This window comes from Curtobacterium sp. MCLR17_055 (assembly GCF_003234305.1).
Classification (GTDB): domain Bacteria; phylum Actinomycetota; class Actinomycetes; order Actinomycetales; family Microbacteriaceae; genus Curtobacterium; species Curtobacterium flaccumfaciens.
In genome coordinates this window covers 17,233-34,940 of record NZ_QKSX01000010.1, presented here as the reverse complement: position 1 = coordinate 34,940, position 17,708 = coordinate 17,233, and the positions used below count along the sequence as shown (strand labels likewise).

Sequence of the window (17,708 nt, the reverse complement as noted above, 5' to 3'; positions counted from 1 at the left end):
GGGGCGGCCCGCGACAGGCGACGCGCACGTGCAGTGCCGCCGTCCGGCGTCAGCGGGCGGTCGCCACCAGGATCGCCTCGAGCTGCGCGACGACGCGGGGGAGATCGAACCGTCTGGCGGTTCGACGGCCGTTGTCGGCGAGCCGGCCCCGGGCCTCCTGGTCGTCTGCCAGTCGCACCATGGCGGACGCGAGCGCTGCGACGTCACCGGGCGAGACGAGGAGACCGTCCCGGTCGTCGGTGATGATCTCGGCGGGGCCACCCGCGTCGCTGGCGATCACGGCCCGGCCCAGCGCCATCGCCTCGATGACGACCTGTCCGAACGGCTCTGGGCGTGTGCTGGCGTGGACGACGACGTCACATGCGGCCATCTCGGCGGCGACGTCGTGCTGGTGCCCACGGAAGTCGACGGAGTCGCGGACGCCGAGGTCGGACGCGAGTGTGTGCAGCGCCCGGGCGAACGCATCGTCAGCGCCGAACAGCGGTGCGCCCACCAGGCGGAGTCGCGCGTCGGGGTCGAGACCGGCTGCGCGGGCGGCCGCGAAGGCGCGGAGGACGACGTCCTGCCCCTTCCACGGCGTGAGGCGTCCGACCATGCCGATCGTGAACGCCGAAGCGGTGTGCGGCGCTGCTTCCGCCGGGACGGACACGGGGCAGGCGACGACGGCGACGGGCCGGGGCAGGCGACCGAGCGACCCGGCCGTGGTCCGGGAGTTCGCGATCACCGTGTGGGGGAGGACCGCGAACGCGAGCCGGAGCAGCGCTGCGTTCGCTCGCGACGACCCATCGGCACCGACGATGTCGTGTGCGTGGGCGACCACGGGGATCCCGGCCCGCCGTCCGGCGAGTCCACCCCAGATGTGCGCCTTCGCCGAGTGGGTCGTGAGCACGTCGACGCCGAGGGCGCGCAGGATGCGGGTGAGCTCGTGGGTGGCGCGGAGTGTGCTGACCGTCTTCGCGAGGAGCCCGGCTCCCGCCGCGGCGGTGTGATTCCGGACGGTCGCATCGAGGTGCACGACCTGACAGCGCACCCCGGAGCCAGCGAGGAGTCGTTCGAGCGGGCCGTGTTCACCGAGGATCACGATCGGTTCGATCCTCGTGCACGAGGCGGTCACGCGGGCGACCAGCAGTTCTGCCCCGGAGAGGGCTGCGGAGTGGCTGAGGAAGGCCACCAGAGGCAACCGATCAGTTGTCATGCATTCAGCATATCAAGTATTGTATAGAACGTGACATACAAATGTCCTCGGGTCCACTGACGCGCCCGACATCTCCCGCTCCAGATCGGAACACACCATGGCCCTGAGCTCTCATCCCCCCGTCCGCCGCTTGCTCGTCACCGGACTCACCGTCGTCGGCATCCTCGCTGCAGTGACCGCGTGCTCCGGCACCGGCGACGACAAGTCGAGCCCGAAGCCGAGTGCAAGCGCGACGGCCAAGGCCGACAAGCAGGTCTTCTCGAACCCGCCTGCCGACATCGAGAAGGTCCAGGCCGGGTGCAAGGACGGCAAGGCCGTCGTCGACCAGGCCAACAAGGACGTCACCGTCGGGGACTGCGCGTCGGTGGAGATCACCGCGGGCAACGCGGTCGTCCACCTCGGGAACGTCGAGGAACTCGTCGTCTCCGGTTCCATCAACGACATCGCCGCGAAGCAGGTCGGCTCGGTGCGGGTGACCACCGACGGCAACCGCCTGACGAGCGACAACGAGCCGAAGATCAGCGACGACGGCGAGGACAACGTGTTCCGCACGCGCTGATCGTCACGCACGCAGAACGACGAATGCCGCCGGCCCGAGGCCGGCGGCATTCGTCGTTCTGTCCCGCTGCTCTCCTCGAACATCGCGGTTGACGCACGGGAACGGGCGCCCCTCCTGGTGGAGGGGCGCCCGTCGCATGGTGCTGGTGGTGTTACCGGATGACGTTGATGGTGCGCTGGTCAGCAGGGCCGTTGAGGTTGCCCTTGGTGATCTGCTTGGTGAACAGCGTGTACGCCTGCGGGGTGAGGGTGCGATCCACGGAGATCGTCCAGGCGCCCGACGTGTTCACAGTCGCGGAGCCGAGCCGGCTCGAGGTGCCGTTGAGGACGACCTTGGCGCCGGGTGCTCCGGTGCCGGTGAAGACGATCTGGTCGCCGCGGACGGTGCCGCCGTTGGACGGGGTCTCGATGACGAGCGCGGCCGGGGTGCCGTAGTCGAGCGTCGCGGTCTTGGGTGCGGAGACCGTGCCGTTGACCGTCTGGGTGACGGTGAAGGTGCGGACGCCGGCGACCGTGGCCGGGATCGTGACGGAGTACTTCCCGCCGACGGCCTTGACGCTCTCGATGAGCGTCGTGCCTTCGCGGACGATGACGTCTGCGCCGGTCTGGGCGTTGCCCGAGACCGTGGCGTTCTGCTCGACATCGGCGTTGAAGGTCCCGTTGGCCGTCAGTGCCGTGATCTGCTCGTTGCGGACGGTGACGGTGATGTTGACGCGCTGGGTGAGGCCGCCCTTGCTGGTCTGGAGTGCGTGGAGGTCGTAGAGCGCCGGGTTGAGCTGGCGGGTGACGTCCACGGTCCAGGCGCCGTCGGTGATCTTGGTGTCACCGATGGAGGAGGTGTTGCCGCGCATGTCGAGCTTGGCGCCGGTGGCTCCGGTGCCGGTGAAGCGGATCGAGCCGTTGGTGACGGTGTCGCCGTTGGCCGGGGTCTGGATGACCGGGGCTGCGGGGTTGCCGTAGTCGAGGGAACGGTCCAGTGGTGCGGAGACCTGGCCTCGGACGGTCTGGGTGACGGTGAAGTCGTTGACGCCGAAGTGGGCCTTGTTCGCGGGGATCGTGATCGTGTAGCGGCCGTTGGTGGCGACGGCGGTGCCGATGGTGTCGCCCTTGCTGTCCTTCACGGTGACGGTCGCGCCGGGGTTGGCGGAGCCGGTCATCGTCGCGGGCAGGTTCTCGTCCGTGGTGTTGAACGCGGCGGTCGCGGTCAGCGGAGCAACCGGAGCCTCGTCGGTGATTGTGATCGTGATCGGTGCCTGCGTCGTGAGGCCACCCTTGGTGGTCTGCACGGCGCGCAGGTTGTAGACGTTGTTCGACAGGTCGATCGTCACCGGTGCGTTCCAGGTGCCGTCGGTGACGGTACCGGTCGCGATGGCTCGGACGGAACCGCGGACATCGATACGAGCGCCGTTGTCACCCGTGCCGGTGAAGGTCAGGCCGTTCTTCTGGACCGTCGAGCCGTTCTCCGGGCTGGTGATGCGGATCGGTGCCGGCGTGCCGTAGTCGAGCGAGACGTCCTTCGCGGGCGAGGTCGTGTCGTTCTTCGTCTGGGTGACGGCGAAGTCGTTGACGCCGGTGTGGGCGAACGACGGCGGGACCGGGATGGAGTACTTGCCGTCGACGGCCTCGGTGCGGCCGACCTCGTTGCCGAGGCTGTCCTTGACGATCACGGTCGCGCCGGTGGTGGCGTCGCCGGAGATCGTGGCGGGCTTGGTGACGTCGTCATCGAACGCGCCGACCGCGGTGAGCTCGGTCGTGAGCGGGTTCGTCGCGACGGTGAAGGAGACCTTCTCGGTGCTCGGTGCCCCGGTGAGCGGGGTCTGGATCACGTCGAACTCGTAGGAGCCGTCTGCGAGGTCCGCGGCTGCGGGGACGCTCCAGGCGCCGTCCTCGACGACGGTGGTCGCGATGAGGTTGTCGTCGGCGTCGCGGATCTCGATCGTGGCGCCCTCGTCGCCGGTACCCGAGAACACCGGGCGCTTGGAGTCGACCGTGGAGTCGTCGGCCGGGGTGGTGACGACGAGCGCGTCCGGTGCGGGTACCTCGGGGGCTTCGATCGTGGCCTGCGTGGTGCTCGTGGTGTTGAACGCGCCCTCGACGGCGGTGCCGCTCAGGACGGTGCGCATCGGGAAGGTGCCGGCGTCGGCGTCCTCGGGCGTGTTCACGTTGATGTTCCAGCGCATCAGCGACGCATCGGGGAGGTTCCAGGTCGAGGTGGTGGTCGCGAAGTCGTAGGTGTACTTCGTGCCGTCCTCGGAGCGGACCCCGTTGGTCAGGGTCATGGCGGCGTTCGTCCAGGCGTCCTCACCCGGCTTCTTGAACGAACCTTCGATCGTGCCCTGGTCCTCGGCGAACGTGGTGCCCTCGGGCGCGGTAAACTCGACCTTGCCCTGCGGGCGGCTGATCGAGCCGTTGGTCTTGAACAGGGACTCCACCGAGGTGACCTCGCCACGCTCGAGCGTGACAGCGGTGCCGTCCTGGCCCGAGATCGCGGCGTCGTTGATGACGACGTCGAGATCCTTCGAGTCGTGCTCCTCGCCGTCGATCTCCTGCACGATGTGCAGCGGGTTCGTCCCGCGGTCGAGATCGTCGACCGTGATGCTCCACGCACCGGTCTCGGCGTCGGCTTCGACGCTCTTGTCGCCGATCGTGATCTTTGCGCCCGGGGTTGCGGTACCCGAGATGACCGCGGTCTTGCCCGCGTGGTCAATCGAACCGATGTTCGCGATCAGGTCGGCGATCGAGGTGCCGACGGTGGTGGTGGTCGAACCTTCGGCGCGGAAGTCCCCGGTGTTGCTGGTGCCCGGCATGACGAAGTCCATCGCGCTGGCACCTTCGGGAGCGTCCGTGTCGGTGGTGACGTCGACCATGAAACGGTACTGCTGATCCGCAGGGCGTTCGGGTGCCCAGTCGAGGTCGAAGGTGATGGTCGTGTTGTCGTTGGACAGCGTGCCATTCGTCAGTGGGATCGAGGTGGAGGCGTTCCATGCCGTGTTTCCGACGCGGCGCCATGAACCCTGGATCGTGTCCTGCTCTGAGAAGGTCGCGCCGTCCGGCGCATTGAGAGTGACCGTACCCTTCGTGCTGCTCCGCGCCTCCCGGTTCTCCACGACAAAAGGAACCGGTGCAGTCTTGCCGCGCTCGAGGTTGACCGGGCCCTGATCAATCCCGACGAACGTCCCGCCTTCTACAACCGAAATGTCGAGGCTCTTCGAGTCATACTCGACACCATTGATTTTCTGAACGAATTTCAGCGTATTGACCCCGACCTTGAGACCCGCGACCGTCATGGACCATCTACCGGTCACGCGGTCGGCCGAAGCCATTTGTCCGCCAAAGGACACCTTCGCCCCGGGAGTGGCCGTTCCTCCGACTACCGCTGTCTTTGCAATGTTGTTGACGCCCGTCACGCTCGCAATCAGAGGTGATCCGTATTCGGACATCTCGCCGAGCTGGAAGGGATCCGTGTTGGCGTTTTGTTCCCTGAGAATGACATCGTTGGGGTTGCCAGTGCCGAACGACATCGCAAAGTTGCCTTGGCTGTCCTTCAGGAGCTGTCCGCCAGATTTTGCAGCCCATGACCACATCTGGCCGACGCTGTCGTTGCACGTTTCGATGCGCACGGCAGCATAGCCGTACGCGCTTCCGGTTCGGTCGGCGCAGAAGTTGGTGCCCGCGAGGACCATAGCGCCGGTTGAACCCGGTTTCGGAACGACCCAGCCGCTTGAGGAACTGACAGCCGCGGCCTTGCTGGTGTACCAACTCATCCGGACAGGCGCGCCTGCCCGGGCATTTGCTTGCACGCTGTAGTAGTAGGTCACGCCGTCATAGCCAGTTTTGGTCGAGTAGAGCTTGCCAGTAAGGGCGCCGGAGCTCTGAATCGTGGCCGCTCTGGCACTGGGGGCTGCGGCGGCTGGGGGGGCACCGAAGGACAGGCCGGACACGATGGTGGCTGCGGCCAGCCCGGCCGCACCCATGGACTTGAGGGCAGTCGATGCCCTCTTCTTGTGAGACATGTGCATCTTTCAGGACAGGCCGCAGACAGCGGCTGTGCGGGAAGGGGCACGCCCGTCGAGAGACTCCAACGGCGCATGTGTATTCAGAATATCACGTGAAATACCAACATACGAACGTGCTAGCAGGCGAACGATGAGCTGAGAGTTGAGTGGGACTGGCGCAGGTTTGCTCTCTCTGAAGTTGACTCCAGCCGACTCAGGAGTAGAGTTGAGCCCATCGGACGCAAGTCCAACGACTTACCCCCAAGCAAGAGGAGCAACACATGGGACGTGCAGTAGGCATCGACCTCGGAACCACCAACTCCGTCGTCGCAGTTCTCGAAGGTGGCGAACCCACCGTCATCGCCAACGCCGAGGGCATGCGCACCACGCCGTCGATCGTGGCGTTCACGAAGGACGGCGAGGTCCTGGTCGGCGAGACCGCCAAGCGCCAGGCCGTGACGAACGTCGACCGCACCATCGCGTCGGTCAAGCGTCACGTCGGCACGGACTGGACCACCGAGATCGACGGCAAGAAGTACACGCCGCAGGAGATCTCGGCCCGCACCCTCGGCAAGCTCAAGCGCGACGCCGAGCAGTACCTCGGCGAAGACGTCACCGACGCGGTCATCACCGTGCCGGCGTACTTCAACGACGCCGAGCGCCAGGCCACGAAGGACGCCGGTGAGATCGCCGGCCTCAACGTCCTCCGCATCATCAACGAGCCGACCGCGGCCGCACTGGCCTACGGCCTCGACAAGGGCAAGGAAGACGAGCTCATCCTGGTCTTCGACCTCGGTGGCGGCACGTTCGACGTCTCCCTGCTCGAGGTGGGCAAGGACGACGACTTCTCGACGATCCAGGTCCGCGCGACCTCCGGTGACAACCGCCTCGGTGGCGACGACTGGGACCAGCGCATCGTCGACTACCTGGTCAAGAAGTTCAAGGACGAGCACGGCGTCGACCTGTCCACGGACAAGATCGCCAAGCAGCGCCTGAAGGAAGCGGCTGAGCAGGCCAAGAAGGAACTGTCGTCGCAGATGTCGGCGAACATCCAGCTCCCGTACCTGACGCTCACCGCCGAGGGCCCGCTGAACCTGGACGAGACCATCTCGCGCGCACAGTTCGAGCAGATGACCTCCGACCTGCTCGACCGCACCAAGAAGCCGTTCAACGACGTCATCAAGGAAGCCGGTGTCTCGGTCAACGACATCGCCCACGTGGTGCTCGTCGGTGGCTCGACCCGCATGCCCGCCGTGGCCGAGGTCGTCAAGTCGCTGACCGGTGGCAAGTCCCCGAACCAGGGCGTCAATCCGGACGAGGTCGTCGCCGTCGGCGCCGCACTGCAGGCCGGTGTGCTGAAGGGCGAGCGCAAGGACGTCCTGCTCATCGACGTCACGCCGCTGTCGCTCGGCATCGAGACCAAGGGCGGCCTGATGACGAAGCTCATCGACCGCAACACCGCGATCCCGACCAAGCGGAGCGAGACCTTCACGACCGCTGACGACAACCAGCCGTCGGTCGCCATCCAGGTCTTCCAGGGTGAGCGCGAGTTCACCCGTGACAACAAGCCGCTCGGCACCTTCGAGCTCACCGGCATCGCACCGGCTCCCCGTGGCGTCCCGCAGGTCGAGGTCACCTTCGACATCGACGCCAACGGCATCGTGCACGTGTCCGCCAAGGACAAGGGCACCGGCAAGGAGCAGTCGATGGTCATCTCCGGCGGTTCGTCGCTGCCGAAGGAGGACATCGAGCGCATGGTCCGCGAGGCCGAGGAGCACGCAGCCGAGGACAAGGCCCGTCGCGAGGCCAACGAGCGTCGCAACCAGGCCGAGCAGCTCGTCTACTCGATCGAGAAGCTCATCAAGGAGAACGACGAGAAGCTCCCCGCGGACGTCAAGTCCGAGGTGCAGGCCGACGTCGACGCGCTCAAGTCCGCGCTCGCGGGCGAGGACGACGACGCCGTGAAGTCCGCCTTCGACAAGCTCAACGAGTCGCAGGGCAAGCTCGGCCAGGCCATCTACAGCCAGCAGGACGCAGCAGCCGGCACCGCCGGTGGCGAGCAGCCCGCGGGTGAGCAGCCGGCCGACGACGAGGACATCGTCGACGCCGAGGTCGTGGACGACGAGGACGACAAGGACAAGAAGTAACGATGACGGATCCCAAGGACAACGCGCCCCACGAGGACGAGCCCCAGGTCGAGGGCGACGCCACGAACGCTGCCGAGCCCGAGGACCTCATCGAGGCGGAGGGGCCCGACGTCGAAGTACCGACGGACGGCCCCGCCGCCGGGGGCCCGGCGGCCGATGCAGCGAACGACCTCTCCCCGGAGGACGAAGCGCTGCTCGCCGACGCCGCCCGCGGCATCGCCGAGGACAAGCTGAGCACCGAGGACCGCGACCTCGTCGCCGAGATGCGTGCGGACATGCTTCGTGCGCAGGCCGAGCTGGTGAACTTCCGGAAGCGCGTCGAGCGTGACCGTGAGGCGAACCGCGAGGTCGCCATCGCCGAAGTGGTGCGGGCCCTGCTGCCGGCGCTCGACGACCTCACCAGGGCCGAGGCCCACGGTGACCTCGCCGAGGGACCGATGCAGGTCATCGGCCAGAAGATCCGTGGGGGCTTCGAGAAGTTCAAGCTCGTGCAGATCGGCGAGAAGGGCGAGGCGTTCGACCCGAACATCCACGAGGCGATCGTCCAGCTCCCCACCCCGGGTGCCACCGGACAGACCGTCGCGGACGTCGTCGAGCCGGGCTACAAGCTCGGTGAGCGGGTCCTCCGCGCGGCCAAGGTCGCGGTGGCGGTCCCGGCCTGAGCCGGGTCCCCACGGTGACGACAGAAGAAGGCAGGTGATCCATGGCCAGTCAGGATTGGTTCGACAAGGACTTCTACAAGGTCCTCGGCGTGTCCAAGGACGCCTCCGACGCCGAGCTGAAGAAGACGTACCGGAAGCTCGCGCGGCAGTTCCACCCGGACTCCAACCCGGGTGACGCCGCCGCCGAGAACCGCTTCAAGGAGATCAGTGAGGCGTACTCGGTGCTCTCCGACAAGGAGCAGCGCCAGGAGTACGACCAGGTCCGCGCCATGGGCTCCGGCGCTCGCTTCACGGCGGGCGGCGGGGGCCAGCGCGGGTTCGAGGACGTCTTCGGCGGGATGTTCGGACAGCAGGGCGGTGGCGGACAGCGCGTCCGCTTCGGCCAGGGCGGCCCCGGCGGTGCCGGCGGTTTCGAGGACATCCTCGGCGGGATGTTCGGCGGGGGTGGTGGCTTCGGCCAGACCTCCGGCGGCTACCGCGGCTTCGGTGGGCCGACGAAGGGCCGCGACGTCACGGCGTCGACGACCCTCGACTTCACGACGGCCATCGCCGGTGACACCGTCAAGCTGTCGCAGGGCAACGGTCGACCGGTGAACGTCCGCATCCCCGCGGGTGTCGCCGACGGTCAGAAGATCCGTCTGCGTGGCCGCGGCGAGCCCTCGCCCGACGGTGGTGAGGCAGGTGACCTCGTGGTCGCCGTGTCGGTGCGGAAGCACCCGGTGTTCGAGCGCGACGGGCTCAACCTGCGCGTGGACGTCCCCGTGACGTTCACCGAGGCAGCGCTCGGCGCGACGATCGAGGTCCCGACGCTCGGCGGTTCGCCCGTGAAGCTCAAGGTCGCCCCCGGCACGCCGTCGGGTCGCGTCCTGCGCGTCAAGGGTCGCGGCGTCACGACGAAGAACGGCACGGGCGACCTGCTCGCGACCGTCCAGGTCGCGGTGCCGTCGCACCTTTCGGACAAGCAGCGCGAGGCCGTCGAGGCACTCGCGGCTGCGCTGCCCGACGAGAACCCCCGCGAGGACCTCCTCGCCAAGGCGCGCGACTAGCCCGCACGCAACCACAGCAGGAGACCGGTCTGGAGGCCCGGCGCGGCTCCGTCATGAAGCCGCACCGAGCCTCCAGGCTGGTTTCCACCCCACGCGGACGACGGAAAGGAACGCGCCATGACCGACATGGACGAGAACTCGCCCGTCTTCGCGATCGCGGTCGCTGCGGAGCTCGCCGAGATGCACCCGCAGACGCTGCGGCAGTACGACCGGCTCGGCCTGGTCGTGCCGGGCCGCACCCGGGGTGGGTCGCGGCGGTACTCGATGCGCGACGTGGTGCAGCTGCGCGAGATCGCGCGTCTCGGCTCCGAGGGGGTGTCGCTGGAGGGGATCCGGCGGGTGCTCGACCTGGAGAACGAGAACAAGGCGCTGCGCGACCGGGTGCGCGAACTCGAGTCGGCACTGGCCGACCAGCTCATCAACCGGCCCGGTGCACGGGTCTTCGCCGCCACCGCGAGTGGTGCGGCGATCTCCCTCAAGGCGGGGTCGCGGCCGCAGCGGAACACGCAGATCGTGCTGTACCGCGGGCCGCGCTGACGCGGACCGACAGGCGAACGCCCCCGGTGACCGAGTGGTCACCGGGGGCGTTCTGTGTGGGCTGTGTGGCTTACTTGACGGTGAAGCGGACGGGGAGCTCGCTGGTGGCGTTGCCGGTGGTGGTCTGCTTCGCGGTGAGGGCGTAGCTGCCACGACCGAGGTCGATGTTCGACGGGGCGGTCCACTTGCCGTCGGTGTTGACCTCGGCGGTCGCGACGACGCGGGAGGTGCCGCGGATCTCGATCGTGGACCCGGCCTGGCCGGTGCCGGTGAAGGTGGGGCGGGGGCCGGTGGCGGTGCCGTTCATCGCGGGGGTCTCGACCACGATCGGTGCAACGGAGTCGTTCTCGGTGGTGAAGGCGATGTTGCGCATCACCGACGTGCGGCCGTCGGTGGTGGTCTGCGTGAAGGTGAGCTCGTACCCGGCCGTGCTGGTCAGGGCGGCCGAGGCCTTCCACGTCCCCACGCCGGAGCGCGCACCGGTGACCGGCGTCTTGAAGAGTTCACGGCCGCGCTGATCGGTGGCGGTGATCGTCGCACCGGCCTCGGCCGTCCCCTCGAACGCGCGTGCACCGGGCGTGTAGGTGTTCTCGTCCGTGACGCCGTCGACCTGCAGGAGGCGGGGGAGCGCCACCCGCTCGGACGTCCCGCTGAAGTCGCGGCCGTCGAAGACCAGGTTGACCATGTCGAGCTGCTTGCCGGTTGCGGCAGCGGCGATCGTGTAGCTCCACACTGCATCGGCGCTGGTGGCGTGCCCGACGACCCGGTCGCCGTCGAGGATCCAGAGCCCAGGAGCGTCGTCGTGCTCCCCGACCACCTGGACGCGCCCGTTCGGGTGGACGAACACGGACCGGAGGGACGGTGCTGCGGCAGTCGGGTCGATCGGCAGCTGCTCGAGTGCGACGGGCACACGGGGCGACGAGGTGCCGTCGGCAGTGCGTCCGACGACGTAGACCGTGGAGCCGATGCGGTCCTGCGGGAGCTGCGCAACCCAGCCCGTTTCGGTGAGGGTCGCGTTCGCGATCGGCCGTCCCGACGCGTCCTGGACGACGACCGAGTCGACGGAGTCCGCGTGCTTGCCGGTCAGCACGAACGAGCCGTTCAGGCGCCGTTCCGTGGTCTCGAGGGTGGGGGCGGCAGGGGCTTCGCCCACGATCGGTGCGAACCGGACGCCGCGCAGTTCGTTGGTCCGGCCGTCGGTCGTCGTCTGCGTGAGGGTGATCACGTGGTCGGCGGCGGCGAGGTCGGCGTCGGCGCTCCACGTGCCAGTGCCGTTCCGGGTGTTGCTGACGTCCGTCGTGAACAGGGTGTCACCGGACACGGTGTCCTTCGCGACGATGGTGGCACCGGCGGTCGCGCTGCCCGCGAAGTGGGTGCTGCCCGGCGTGAACAAGTTCTGCTCCTTCAGCCCGTCCACCTTGACCATGCGGGGCATCGCGATGCGCTCGGTGCGGGTCTGCGTGCCGTCCGCGGCGGTGTGGACGCGGATGGCCTCGAGCCCGAGGTCCTTGTGGCGGTCCTGCACGTTCAGGAAGAACACGCCGCCGGCGCGGGAGTGGTCGAGGACTTCGTCACCCGCGAGCAGCCAGACGGCGTCACTCCCGGCGTCACCCGCGACGATCCGCGAACCGTGCGGTGTGCTCCAGTCCTGCAGGAAGCGGGGGGCACCCAGTGCCGGGTCCACCGTGATGGAGTCGAGGTCGTAGACCGCGTCGGTCGAGGTGCCTGCGGCGGAGGCAGAGGCGGGGGTAGAGGTGGGGGCAGCGCTGGCGACGGCCGGCGTCAGCAGGCCGAAGCCGAGTGAGGCGGTGAGGACGCCGCAGACCACTGCGGCGCTCCGGAACGAGGTGGATGCCATTGGGGGCTCCTTCTGGTGGGGGGATTCCCAGTGTATTGACATGTGAAATACGCAGCCTGTTGATATCGCGAGTGCGATCACCACTCGCTCCGGTGTGGGCCGCCGCCGGGTACGCTGACGCGGTGCCAGACTTCGCCGACCTCTTCCGCCGACGCGACGACGACGCGCCCGACCTCATCGCGATCGACGGCACCGACCGCTTCCTGCTCGACGAAGCACCGCACGTGCACGGCGACGCACTCCGGCAGCCCGGCGAGGTCGCGGTCGTCGACGACCGGTACGGGGTGCTGACGCTCGGCCTCATCACGCAGTACGGGGCGAGCGACATCCGCGTCGTGCAGGACTCCCTGGTGGGGGAGCGAGCGCTCGAGGCCAACGCCGGCACGTTCGGGCTGCGCGGCTTCCACCACCCCGACTCGCTCGAGGACGCGTTCCGCGACGTGCGGCTCGTGGTGCTGCGGCTGTCGAAGTCGCACGATCGGCTCGACGAGATCGCCCGCGCGGTCGCGAGGTTCGCGGCGCCGGACGTGGTGCTGCTCTGCGGTGGCAACGTGAAGTACATGCACGTGACGCAGAACGACGTGCTCCGGCGCTCGTTCGGCGAGGTCACGGCATCACGAGGTCGTGGCAAGTCGCGACTGCTCATCGCGCAGGACCCGCTCCGCGCACAGGCGAACCGCGCCGCCACGACGAACCCCTGGCCCCGGTCGGTGCACGTCGATGACCTCGGCATGACCCTGGTCGCCCACGGCGGTGTGTTCGCCGGGACGTCGCTCGACCAGGGCACGCGGGTGCTGCTCGACGCGATGGACCAGGCGGTCCCGACCGCGCGCACGATCGTGGACCTGGGGAGCGGCAACGGCGTGATCGCGGCTGCGGTTGCTCGTCGGCGACCGTCGGTGCGGGTGATCGCCACCGACGTGTCCCGGATCGCGGTCGAGTCGACGCGCGCCACGGCGGAGGCCAACGGTGTGGCCGACCGGGTGACGGCGCTGCGCACCGACGCGGGCGACGAGCTCGCGGAGGGGTCCGCACAGCTCGTGCTCTGCAACCCGCCGTTCCACGCGGACACCACGGTGACCACGGACACGGCCGAGGCGATGTTCCGGAACGCGGCCACGATCCTCCAGGCCGGCGGTGAACTGTGGTGCGTCTGGAACACACACCTGCGCTACCGGCCGGTGCTCTCGCGCCTGGTCGGTCCGACCCGTGAGGTCGTCCGGACCCCGAAGTTCACGGTGACGGCCTCGGTCGCGACCAACCGCTGACCGGCCACGGACGGCGAGAGCCGCCCGGGCTGACCCGGACGGCTCTCGCGACGTGGTGCGGTGGGGGACCGATCAGGCCGGCACGTAGTCGAACGTGTCGGGGTCGGGGCCCGTGCGGTGACCCTTGTCGAGGGCGGTGATGTCCGTCATGTCCTCGTCCGAGAGCTCGAAGTCGAAGATCGCGAAGTTCTCCTCGACGCGGGCACGCGTGACCGACTTCGGGAACACGATGTCGCCGCGCTGGATGTGCCAGCGGAGGACGACCTGGGCCGGGGACTTGCCGACCGACGCGGCGACGCGGGTGATGGTCTCGTCGTCGAGGACGAGGCCCTGCGCGATCGGGGACCAGGCCTCGGTCGCGATGCCGAGCTCGCGGTTCACGGCGCGGAGCTCGTCCTGCGCGAGGTACGGGTGCACCTCGATCTGGTTGACCGACGGCGGGACGTCGGTCTCGGCGCGCAGACGGTGCAGGTGGTGCGCCTGGAAGTTCGAGACACCGATCGAGCGGGCGGTGCCGGCGTGGTACAGCTCCTCGAGGGCCTTCCACGTCGGGACGAAGTCCGAGACGGTGGGCAGCGGCCAGTGGATGAGGAACAGGTCGGTGTAGCCGCCGAGCAGGTCGGCCGACTCCTTGCCGTTCTCCAGCGCCGCCTCGGGGGCGTGGAATCCGTTGTTGAGCTTGGAGGTGACGAAGATCTCGGAACGGTCGATGCCGGACTCGGCGATCGCCTCGCCGACCTCCTTCTCGTTGCCGTACATCTCGGCGGTGTCGATGTGGCGGTAGCCGACCTCGAGCGCGGCCAGTGTGGCGGCCTTCGTCTCGGAGGGGTCGATCTGGAAGACACCGAAGCCGAGCTGCGGGATGGTCTTGCCGTCGTTCAGGGTGATGTTCGGAACGGTCATGCTGTCATGCAACCAAACGCCCCTCAGCGCCCATTCCGCCAACACCCAGGAACGGCGACCCCGGGCGTGCCGTTCAGGCGAGCGCAGCCGCGATGTACGCCTGGAGGGCCTGGCCGTACGCGATCGCCGGCACCTCGGACGCGAAGCTGCGGTCGGCCCCGCTGATCGTCGCCGTCACGGTGAAGACCACGCGACCGCCGACCTGCACGCGGGTCAGTCCGATGAACGACGGCCCGAGCAGCTCGCGCAGCTGGTCCTCACGGGGGAGCCAGAGCGACTCGGTGGCGGTGACCGAGTCGAGCGCCCACTCGGTGGTGCCGTTGAAGCCGAGGATTGTGCCGGTGGGGGAGTCGTGCCGCTCGACGGTCATCTCGGACACCGTGTAGACGTCGTCGTCGATGCCGGGCTTGTCGATCACGAACCGGTCCCCGGTCTCGGGGTGCCAGCGGAGGCCGGCGTCACGGAGGGACCTGGCGAGTTCGACGGTGATCACGTTCCCACCTTGCCCGCGCGACCCGCCCCTGTCACCACCTAGGTTGCCGAAAGCATCCCGTACTAGCATCGCCGAGCACCCCTCGCGCGAGCGCAACCCGTTCGTGCGCGCGACGTGACGACGCCCGGGCAACCGGTGCCGAGCCTCCAGGCCGTGGGAACCGGCCGCGGGTCGGACCGCCGGTCGGCGTCCCCGACCGAGGCTGACGGACACCCTGCCGCCGAAGAGAAGGACCCGCATGACCCTCGAACGCGAGGAACTCCGCGACGACTGGACCGTGACGATGGCCGGAGGAACCGGTGCGCCGGACGGCGTCGCGGGCCGCACCATCCCGGCGACGGTGCCGGGTCAGGTCCACACCGACCTGGAGCGGGAGGGCCTGCTGCCGGACCCGACGTTCCACCTGAACGAGCAGGCCGCGAAGTGGGTCGGCCGCGCCGACTGGGCCTACCGCCGCACGGTCGACGTCGACCCGCGGGGCCACGAGCGCGTCGACCTGGTCTGCGACGGCCTGGACACGGTCGCGGAGCTCAGCCTGGACGGCGTCGTCGTGGGCACGACCCGCAACATGCACCGCCGGTACCGGTTCGACGCCCGCGTGCAGACGGGGTCCGGCGGCACCACGAAGGACCTCGAGATCCTGTTCGAGTCGCCCTACCGCGAGGCCGGCCGGGTCGCCGCGAAGGCCGGCAGCATGCCCGGTCCGTACGACGAGCCGTTCCCGTACGTCCGCAAGATGGCGTCGAACTTCGGCTGGGACTGGGGTCTGACGGCGGTCACGAGCGGCCCCTGGCGGCCGGTCGCGATCGAGCGCTGGTCGACCGCGCGCCTGCGCGAGGTCCGCCCGCTCGTCGACGTCGAGGCCGGCGAGGGCGTGCTCGACGCGCACATCACCGTCGAGCGCTCCGGCATGAACGACCTGGACCAGGACGGCGAGGACGACGACCTCGTGCTCGTCGTCACCGTCAGCGGCGAGACCGAGGACGGCGGCACCACGCGCCAGCGGTCCCGCGCGCAACTGACGCCGAAGGACGACGAGACCGTCGTCACCGTGCGCGTCCCCGAGGCGCGGCGTTGGTGGCCGCGCGGCTACGGTGCGCAGCCGCAGTACGACGTCGTGGTCGAGCTGCAGACCGTCGACGGCGAGGTGCTCGACCGCGACACGTTCCGGACCGGGTTCCGGTCCACCCGCATCGAGACCCAGGTCGACGGCATCGGCCGCCCCTTCGCCGTGCACGTCAACGGCACGCTCATCGACGTCCGGGGCGTCAACTGGATCCCCGACGACGTCATCGTCTCGCGCGTCGACCGTGCCCGACTCGAGTCTCGGCTGGGTGCCGCGGCCTCGCTCGGCACGAACCTCGTGCGCGTCTGGGGCGGCGGAGTGTACGAATCGCGCGACTTCTACGAGGTCTGCGACGAACTCGGTCTGCTCGTCTGGCAGGACTTCCCGTTCGCGTGCTCGGCCTACCCGGAGGTCGAGCCGATCCGCAGCGAGGTCATCGCCGAGGCGCGCGACAACGTCGCCCGGCTCGCCCGCCACCCCTCGCTGGTGGTCTGGAACGGCAACAACGAGAACATCTGGCTGCACGACGCCGACGGCTGGGGTGCGGAGCTGGGCGATCGGGGCTGGGGACTCGACTACTACCTCGACCTGCTGCCGACGATCGTCGACGCGGTCGACCCGTCGCGCTTCTACACGGTCGCGTCGCCGTGGTCCGGCTCCGAGTCGCTGCCCGCGAACGAGGTCGACCACGAGACGCACCACTCGTGGGACGTCTGGAACCGGCTGCCCGACACCGCCTACCGCGAGTCGGTGCCGCGCTTCGTGTCGGAGTTCGGTTGGCAGGCGCCGCCCGCCTGGCGCACGCTGCGCGAGGCGGTCACGGACGCGCCGCTGCGGGTCGACTCGCCCGGTGTGGTCCACCACCAGAAGGCGGCGGACGGGATGGCCAAGCTGGCCCGCGGGCTGGAGCCGCGCTTCGGCGCGGTCGACCCGGCCGCGTTCGACGCGTGGCACTACCTGACGCAGCTGCAGCAGGCGCGGGCGATCGCGACCGGCATCGAGCACTGGCGCACGCACTGGCCGCGCAACACCGGCGTGGTGGTGTGGCAGTTGAACGACCTGTGGCCGGTGTCGTCGTGGTCGGCGATCGACTCTGCGGGGCGCCTGAAGCCGCTGGCGCACGAGCTGCGCCGCCTGTACGACGACGTGCTGCTGACGATCCGTCCGGTGTCGTCGGTGGCGGTGACGCCGGGTGCGGCCGGTACCGCTGGTGCGTCGGTCGCGTTCGCCGCGTCGGGTGCGTCGGGACCGTCGGGTGCGGAGCGGACTGGAGGCCCGGATCACCCGGGTGCGTCGCCTGCGGTCGGCGAGACGGCCGATTTGGGCGAGCTCGCGGACACGCTTTCGCTGGGCGTCTCACCCGGTGCGTTCGGGTCCTCGCCCGTCGAGGTGGCCGTCCGGTCGACCCGCACCGGGCACGACAGTGTGGTGCGGGTGCGCCGGATCACCACGGCCGGCACGATCCTGGCCGAGGCGTCGCTGCCGGTCCGGCTGTCGTCGGCCGGCGTCGCGGTCGTCGCCCTGCCCGAGTCGGTCGGTGTCGTCGACGACCCGGCCAACGAGCTCATCATCGCGGACATGGACTGGCGCCGCGCGGTCTGGACCCCTGGTCCCGACGCCGCGATGCGGTGGGAGCCCGCGCGCTACCGGACCTCGTTCGCGGTGGTCGACGGTGGCCTGGACCTGACCGTCGAGGCCGACTCGCTCGTCCGCGACCTGCTGGTGCAGCCGGACCGGGTCGCGGCCGACGGCACGGTCGACCGCGGGTTCATGACGCTGCTGCCCGGCGAGCGGGTGGTGTTCCGGCTCGGCGGTGTGACCGAGGCTGACATCCCGGCGCTCCGCGAGGCGCCCGTGCTGTGGAGCCTGGACCGCGCGCTCGTCCGTTGATATGCAGAACGACACGGTGATATATTCGAGGGTGCGCCGCTCGATGTCGTGACCTGAGCGACTCCGGCGTCCGGTCGACCACCTCGTCGA

General features: G+C 69.2%; 12 protein-coding genes. 7 read left to right on the top strand and 5 right to left on the bottom strand.

Annotated features, from left to right (window positions below):
• Positions 1-49: 49 nt before the first annotated feature.
• Complete coding sequence (locus tag DEJ09_RS10215) at positions 50-1,195, bottom strand: glycosyltransferase (RefSeq protein ID WP_111088460.1); 1,146 nt, start codon at positions 1,193-1,195, stop codon at positions 50-52.
• Positions 1,196-1,292: 97 nt separating this feature from the next.
• Between DEJ09_RS10215 and DEJ09_RS10210 the strand changes: the two genes are divergently transcribed.
• The gene (locus DEJ09_RS10210; protein ID WP_111039423.1) at positions 1,293-1,754 is read left to right on the top strand and encodes a DUF3060 domain-containing protein; all 462 of its coding nucleotides are present in this window, start codon (positions 1,293-1,295) and stop codon (positions 1,752-1,754) included.
• A gap of 151 nt (positions 1,755-1,905) precedes the next feature.
• Here DEJ09_RS10210 and DEJ09_RS10205 read toward each other — a convergent pair whose 3' ends face one another.
• Positions 1,906-5,766 carry an Ig-like domain-containing protein gene (locus tag DEJ09_RS10205; RefSeq protein ID WP_181433328.1) on the bottom strand — a complete coding sequence of 1,287 codons (3,861 nt, stop codon included), beginning with the start codon at positions 5,764-5,766 and terminating at the stop codon, positions 1,906-1,908.
• 263 nt (positions 5,767-6,029) lie between these two features.
• Between DEJ09_RS10205 and dnaK the strand changes: the two genes are divergently transcribed.
• The 4 genes from dnaK to DEJ09_RS10185 all read left to right on the top strand — a co-directional run bounded on the left by dnaK (position 6,030) and on the right by DEJ09_RS10185 (position 10,140).
• Positions 6,030-7,895 carry a molecular chaperone DnaK gene (gene dnaK / locus DEJ09_RS10200; RefSeq protein ID WP_071404963.1) on the top strand — a complete coding sequence of 622 codons (1,866 nt, stop codon included), beginning with the start codon at positions 6,030-6,032 and terminating at the stop codon, positions 7,893-7,895.
• Positions 7,896-7,897: 2 nt separating this feature from the next.
• Positions 7,898-8,557: a nucleotide exchange factor GrpE gene (locus DEJ09_RS10195; RefSeq protein ID WP_082046895.1), complete on the top strand. Its 660-nt coding sequence runs from the start codon at positions 7,898-7,900 to the stop codon at positions 8,555-8,557.
• 41 nt (positions 8,558-8,598) lie between these two features.
• Positions 8,599-9,603, top strand: coding sequence for a DnaJ C-terminal domain-containing protein (locus DEJ09_RS10190; protein WP_111088456.1), 1,005 nt, complete (start codon positions 8,599-8,601; stop codon positions 9,601-9,603).
• 126 nt (positions 9,604-9,729) lie between these two features.
• Entirely contained in the window at positions 9,730-10,140 is a 411-nt protein-coding gene (locus tag DEJ09_RS10185; protein WP_027464889.1) for a heat shock protein transcriptional repressor HspR, read from the top strand.
• A 70-nt stretch (positions 10,141-10,210) separates the two neighbouring features.
• Here DEJ09_RS10185 and DEJ09_RS10180 read toward each other — a convergent pair whose 3' ends face one another.
• Complete coding sequence (locus DEJ09_RS10180) at positions 10,211-11,998, bottom strand: Ig-like domain-containing protein (protein WP_146245702.1); 1,788 nt, start codon at positions 11,996-11,998, stop codon at positions 10,211-10,213.
• Between the two features lie 122 nt (positions 11,999-12,120).
• Between DEJ09_RS10180 and DEJ09_RS10175 the strand changes: the two genes are divergently transcribed.
• A complete protein-coding gene (locus DEJ09_RS10175) occupies positions 12,121-13,266 on the top strand; it encodes a class I SAM-dependent methyltransferase (protein WP_258372428.1) in 1,146 nt (381 codons plus the stop codon).
• Positions 13,267-13,338: 72 nt separating this feature from the next.
• On the opposite strand, the gene DEJ09_RS10170 is transcribed toward DEJ09_RS10175, so the two are convergent.
• Both DEJ09_RS10170 and DEJ09_RS10165 read right to left on the bottom strand, forming a co-directional pair.
• Positions 13,339-14,169 carry an aldo/keto reductase gene (locus DEJ09_RS10170; RefSeq protein ID WP_111088452.1) on the bottom strand — a complete coding sequence of 277 codons (831 nt, stop codon included), beginning with the start codon at positions 14,167-14,169 and terminating at the stop codon, positions 13,339-13,341.
• A 73-nt stretch (positions 14,170-14,242) separates the two neighbouring features.
• Positions 14,243-14,662, bottom strand: a complete 420-nt coding sequence (locus DEJ09_RS10165) for a pilus assembly protein CpaE (RefSeq protein ID WP_111088450.1) — start codon at positions 14,660-14,662, stop codon at positions 14,243-14,245.
• 238 nt (positions 14,663-14,900) lie between these two features.
• Between DEJ09_RS10165 and DEJ09_RS10160 the strand changes: the two genes are divergently transcribed.
• Entirely contained in the window at positions 14,901-17,618 is a 2,718-nt protein-coding gene (locus tag DEJ09_RS10160; RefSeq protein ID WP_111088448.1) for a glycoside hydrolase family 2 protein, read from the top strand.
• The last annotated feature ends 90 nt before the right edge of the window (positions 17,619-17,708 follow it).

Excerpts from the sequence above, each read along its gene's own strand:
- DEJ09_RS10215 (WP_111088460.1), bottom strand. The coding sequence starts at position 1,195 with ATGACAACTGATCGGTTGCCTCTGGTGGCCTTCCTCAGCCACTCCGCA.
- DEJ09_RS10210 (WP_111039423.1), top strand. The coding sequence starts at position 1,293 with ATGGCCCTGAGCTCTCATCCCCCCGTCCGCCGCTTGCTCGTCACCGGA.
- DEJ09_RS10205 (WP_181433328.1), bottom strand. The coding sequence starts at position 5,766 with ATGTCTCACAAGAAGAGGGCATCGACTGCCCTCAAGTCCATGGGTGCG.
- dnaK (WP_071404963.1), top strand. The coding sequence starts at position 6,030 with ATGGGACGTGCAGTAGGCATCGACCTCGGAACCACCAACTCCGTCGTC.
- DEJ09_RS10195 (WP_082046895.1), top strand. The coding sequence starts at position 7,898 with ATGACGGATCCCAAGGACAACGCGCCCCACGAGGACGAGCCCCAGGTC.
- DEJ09_RS10190 (WP_111088456.1), top strand. The coding sequence starts at position 8,599 with ATGGCCAGTCAGGATTGGTTCGACAAGGACTTCTACAAGGTCCTCGGC.
- DEJ09_RS10185 (WP_027464889.1), top strand. The coding sequence starts at position 9,730 with ATGGACGAGAACTCGCCCGTCTTCGCGATCGCGGTCGCTGCGGAGCTC.
- DEJ09_RS10180 (WP_146245702.1), bottom strand. The coding sequence starts at position 11,998 with ATGGCATCCACCTCGTTCCGGAGCGCCGCAGTGGTCTGCGGCGTCCTC.
- DEJ09_RS10170 (WP_111088452.1), bottom strand. The coding sequence starts at position 14,169 with ATGACCGTTCCGAACATCACCCTGAACGACGGCAAGACCATCCCGCAG.
- DEJ09_RS10160 (WP_111088448.1), top strand. The coding sequence starts at position 14,901 with ATGACCCTCGAACGCGAGGAACTCCGCGACGACTGGACCGTGACGATG.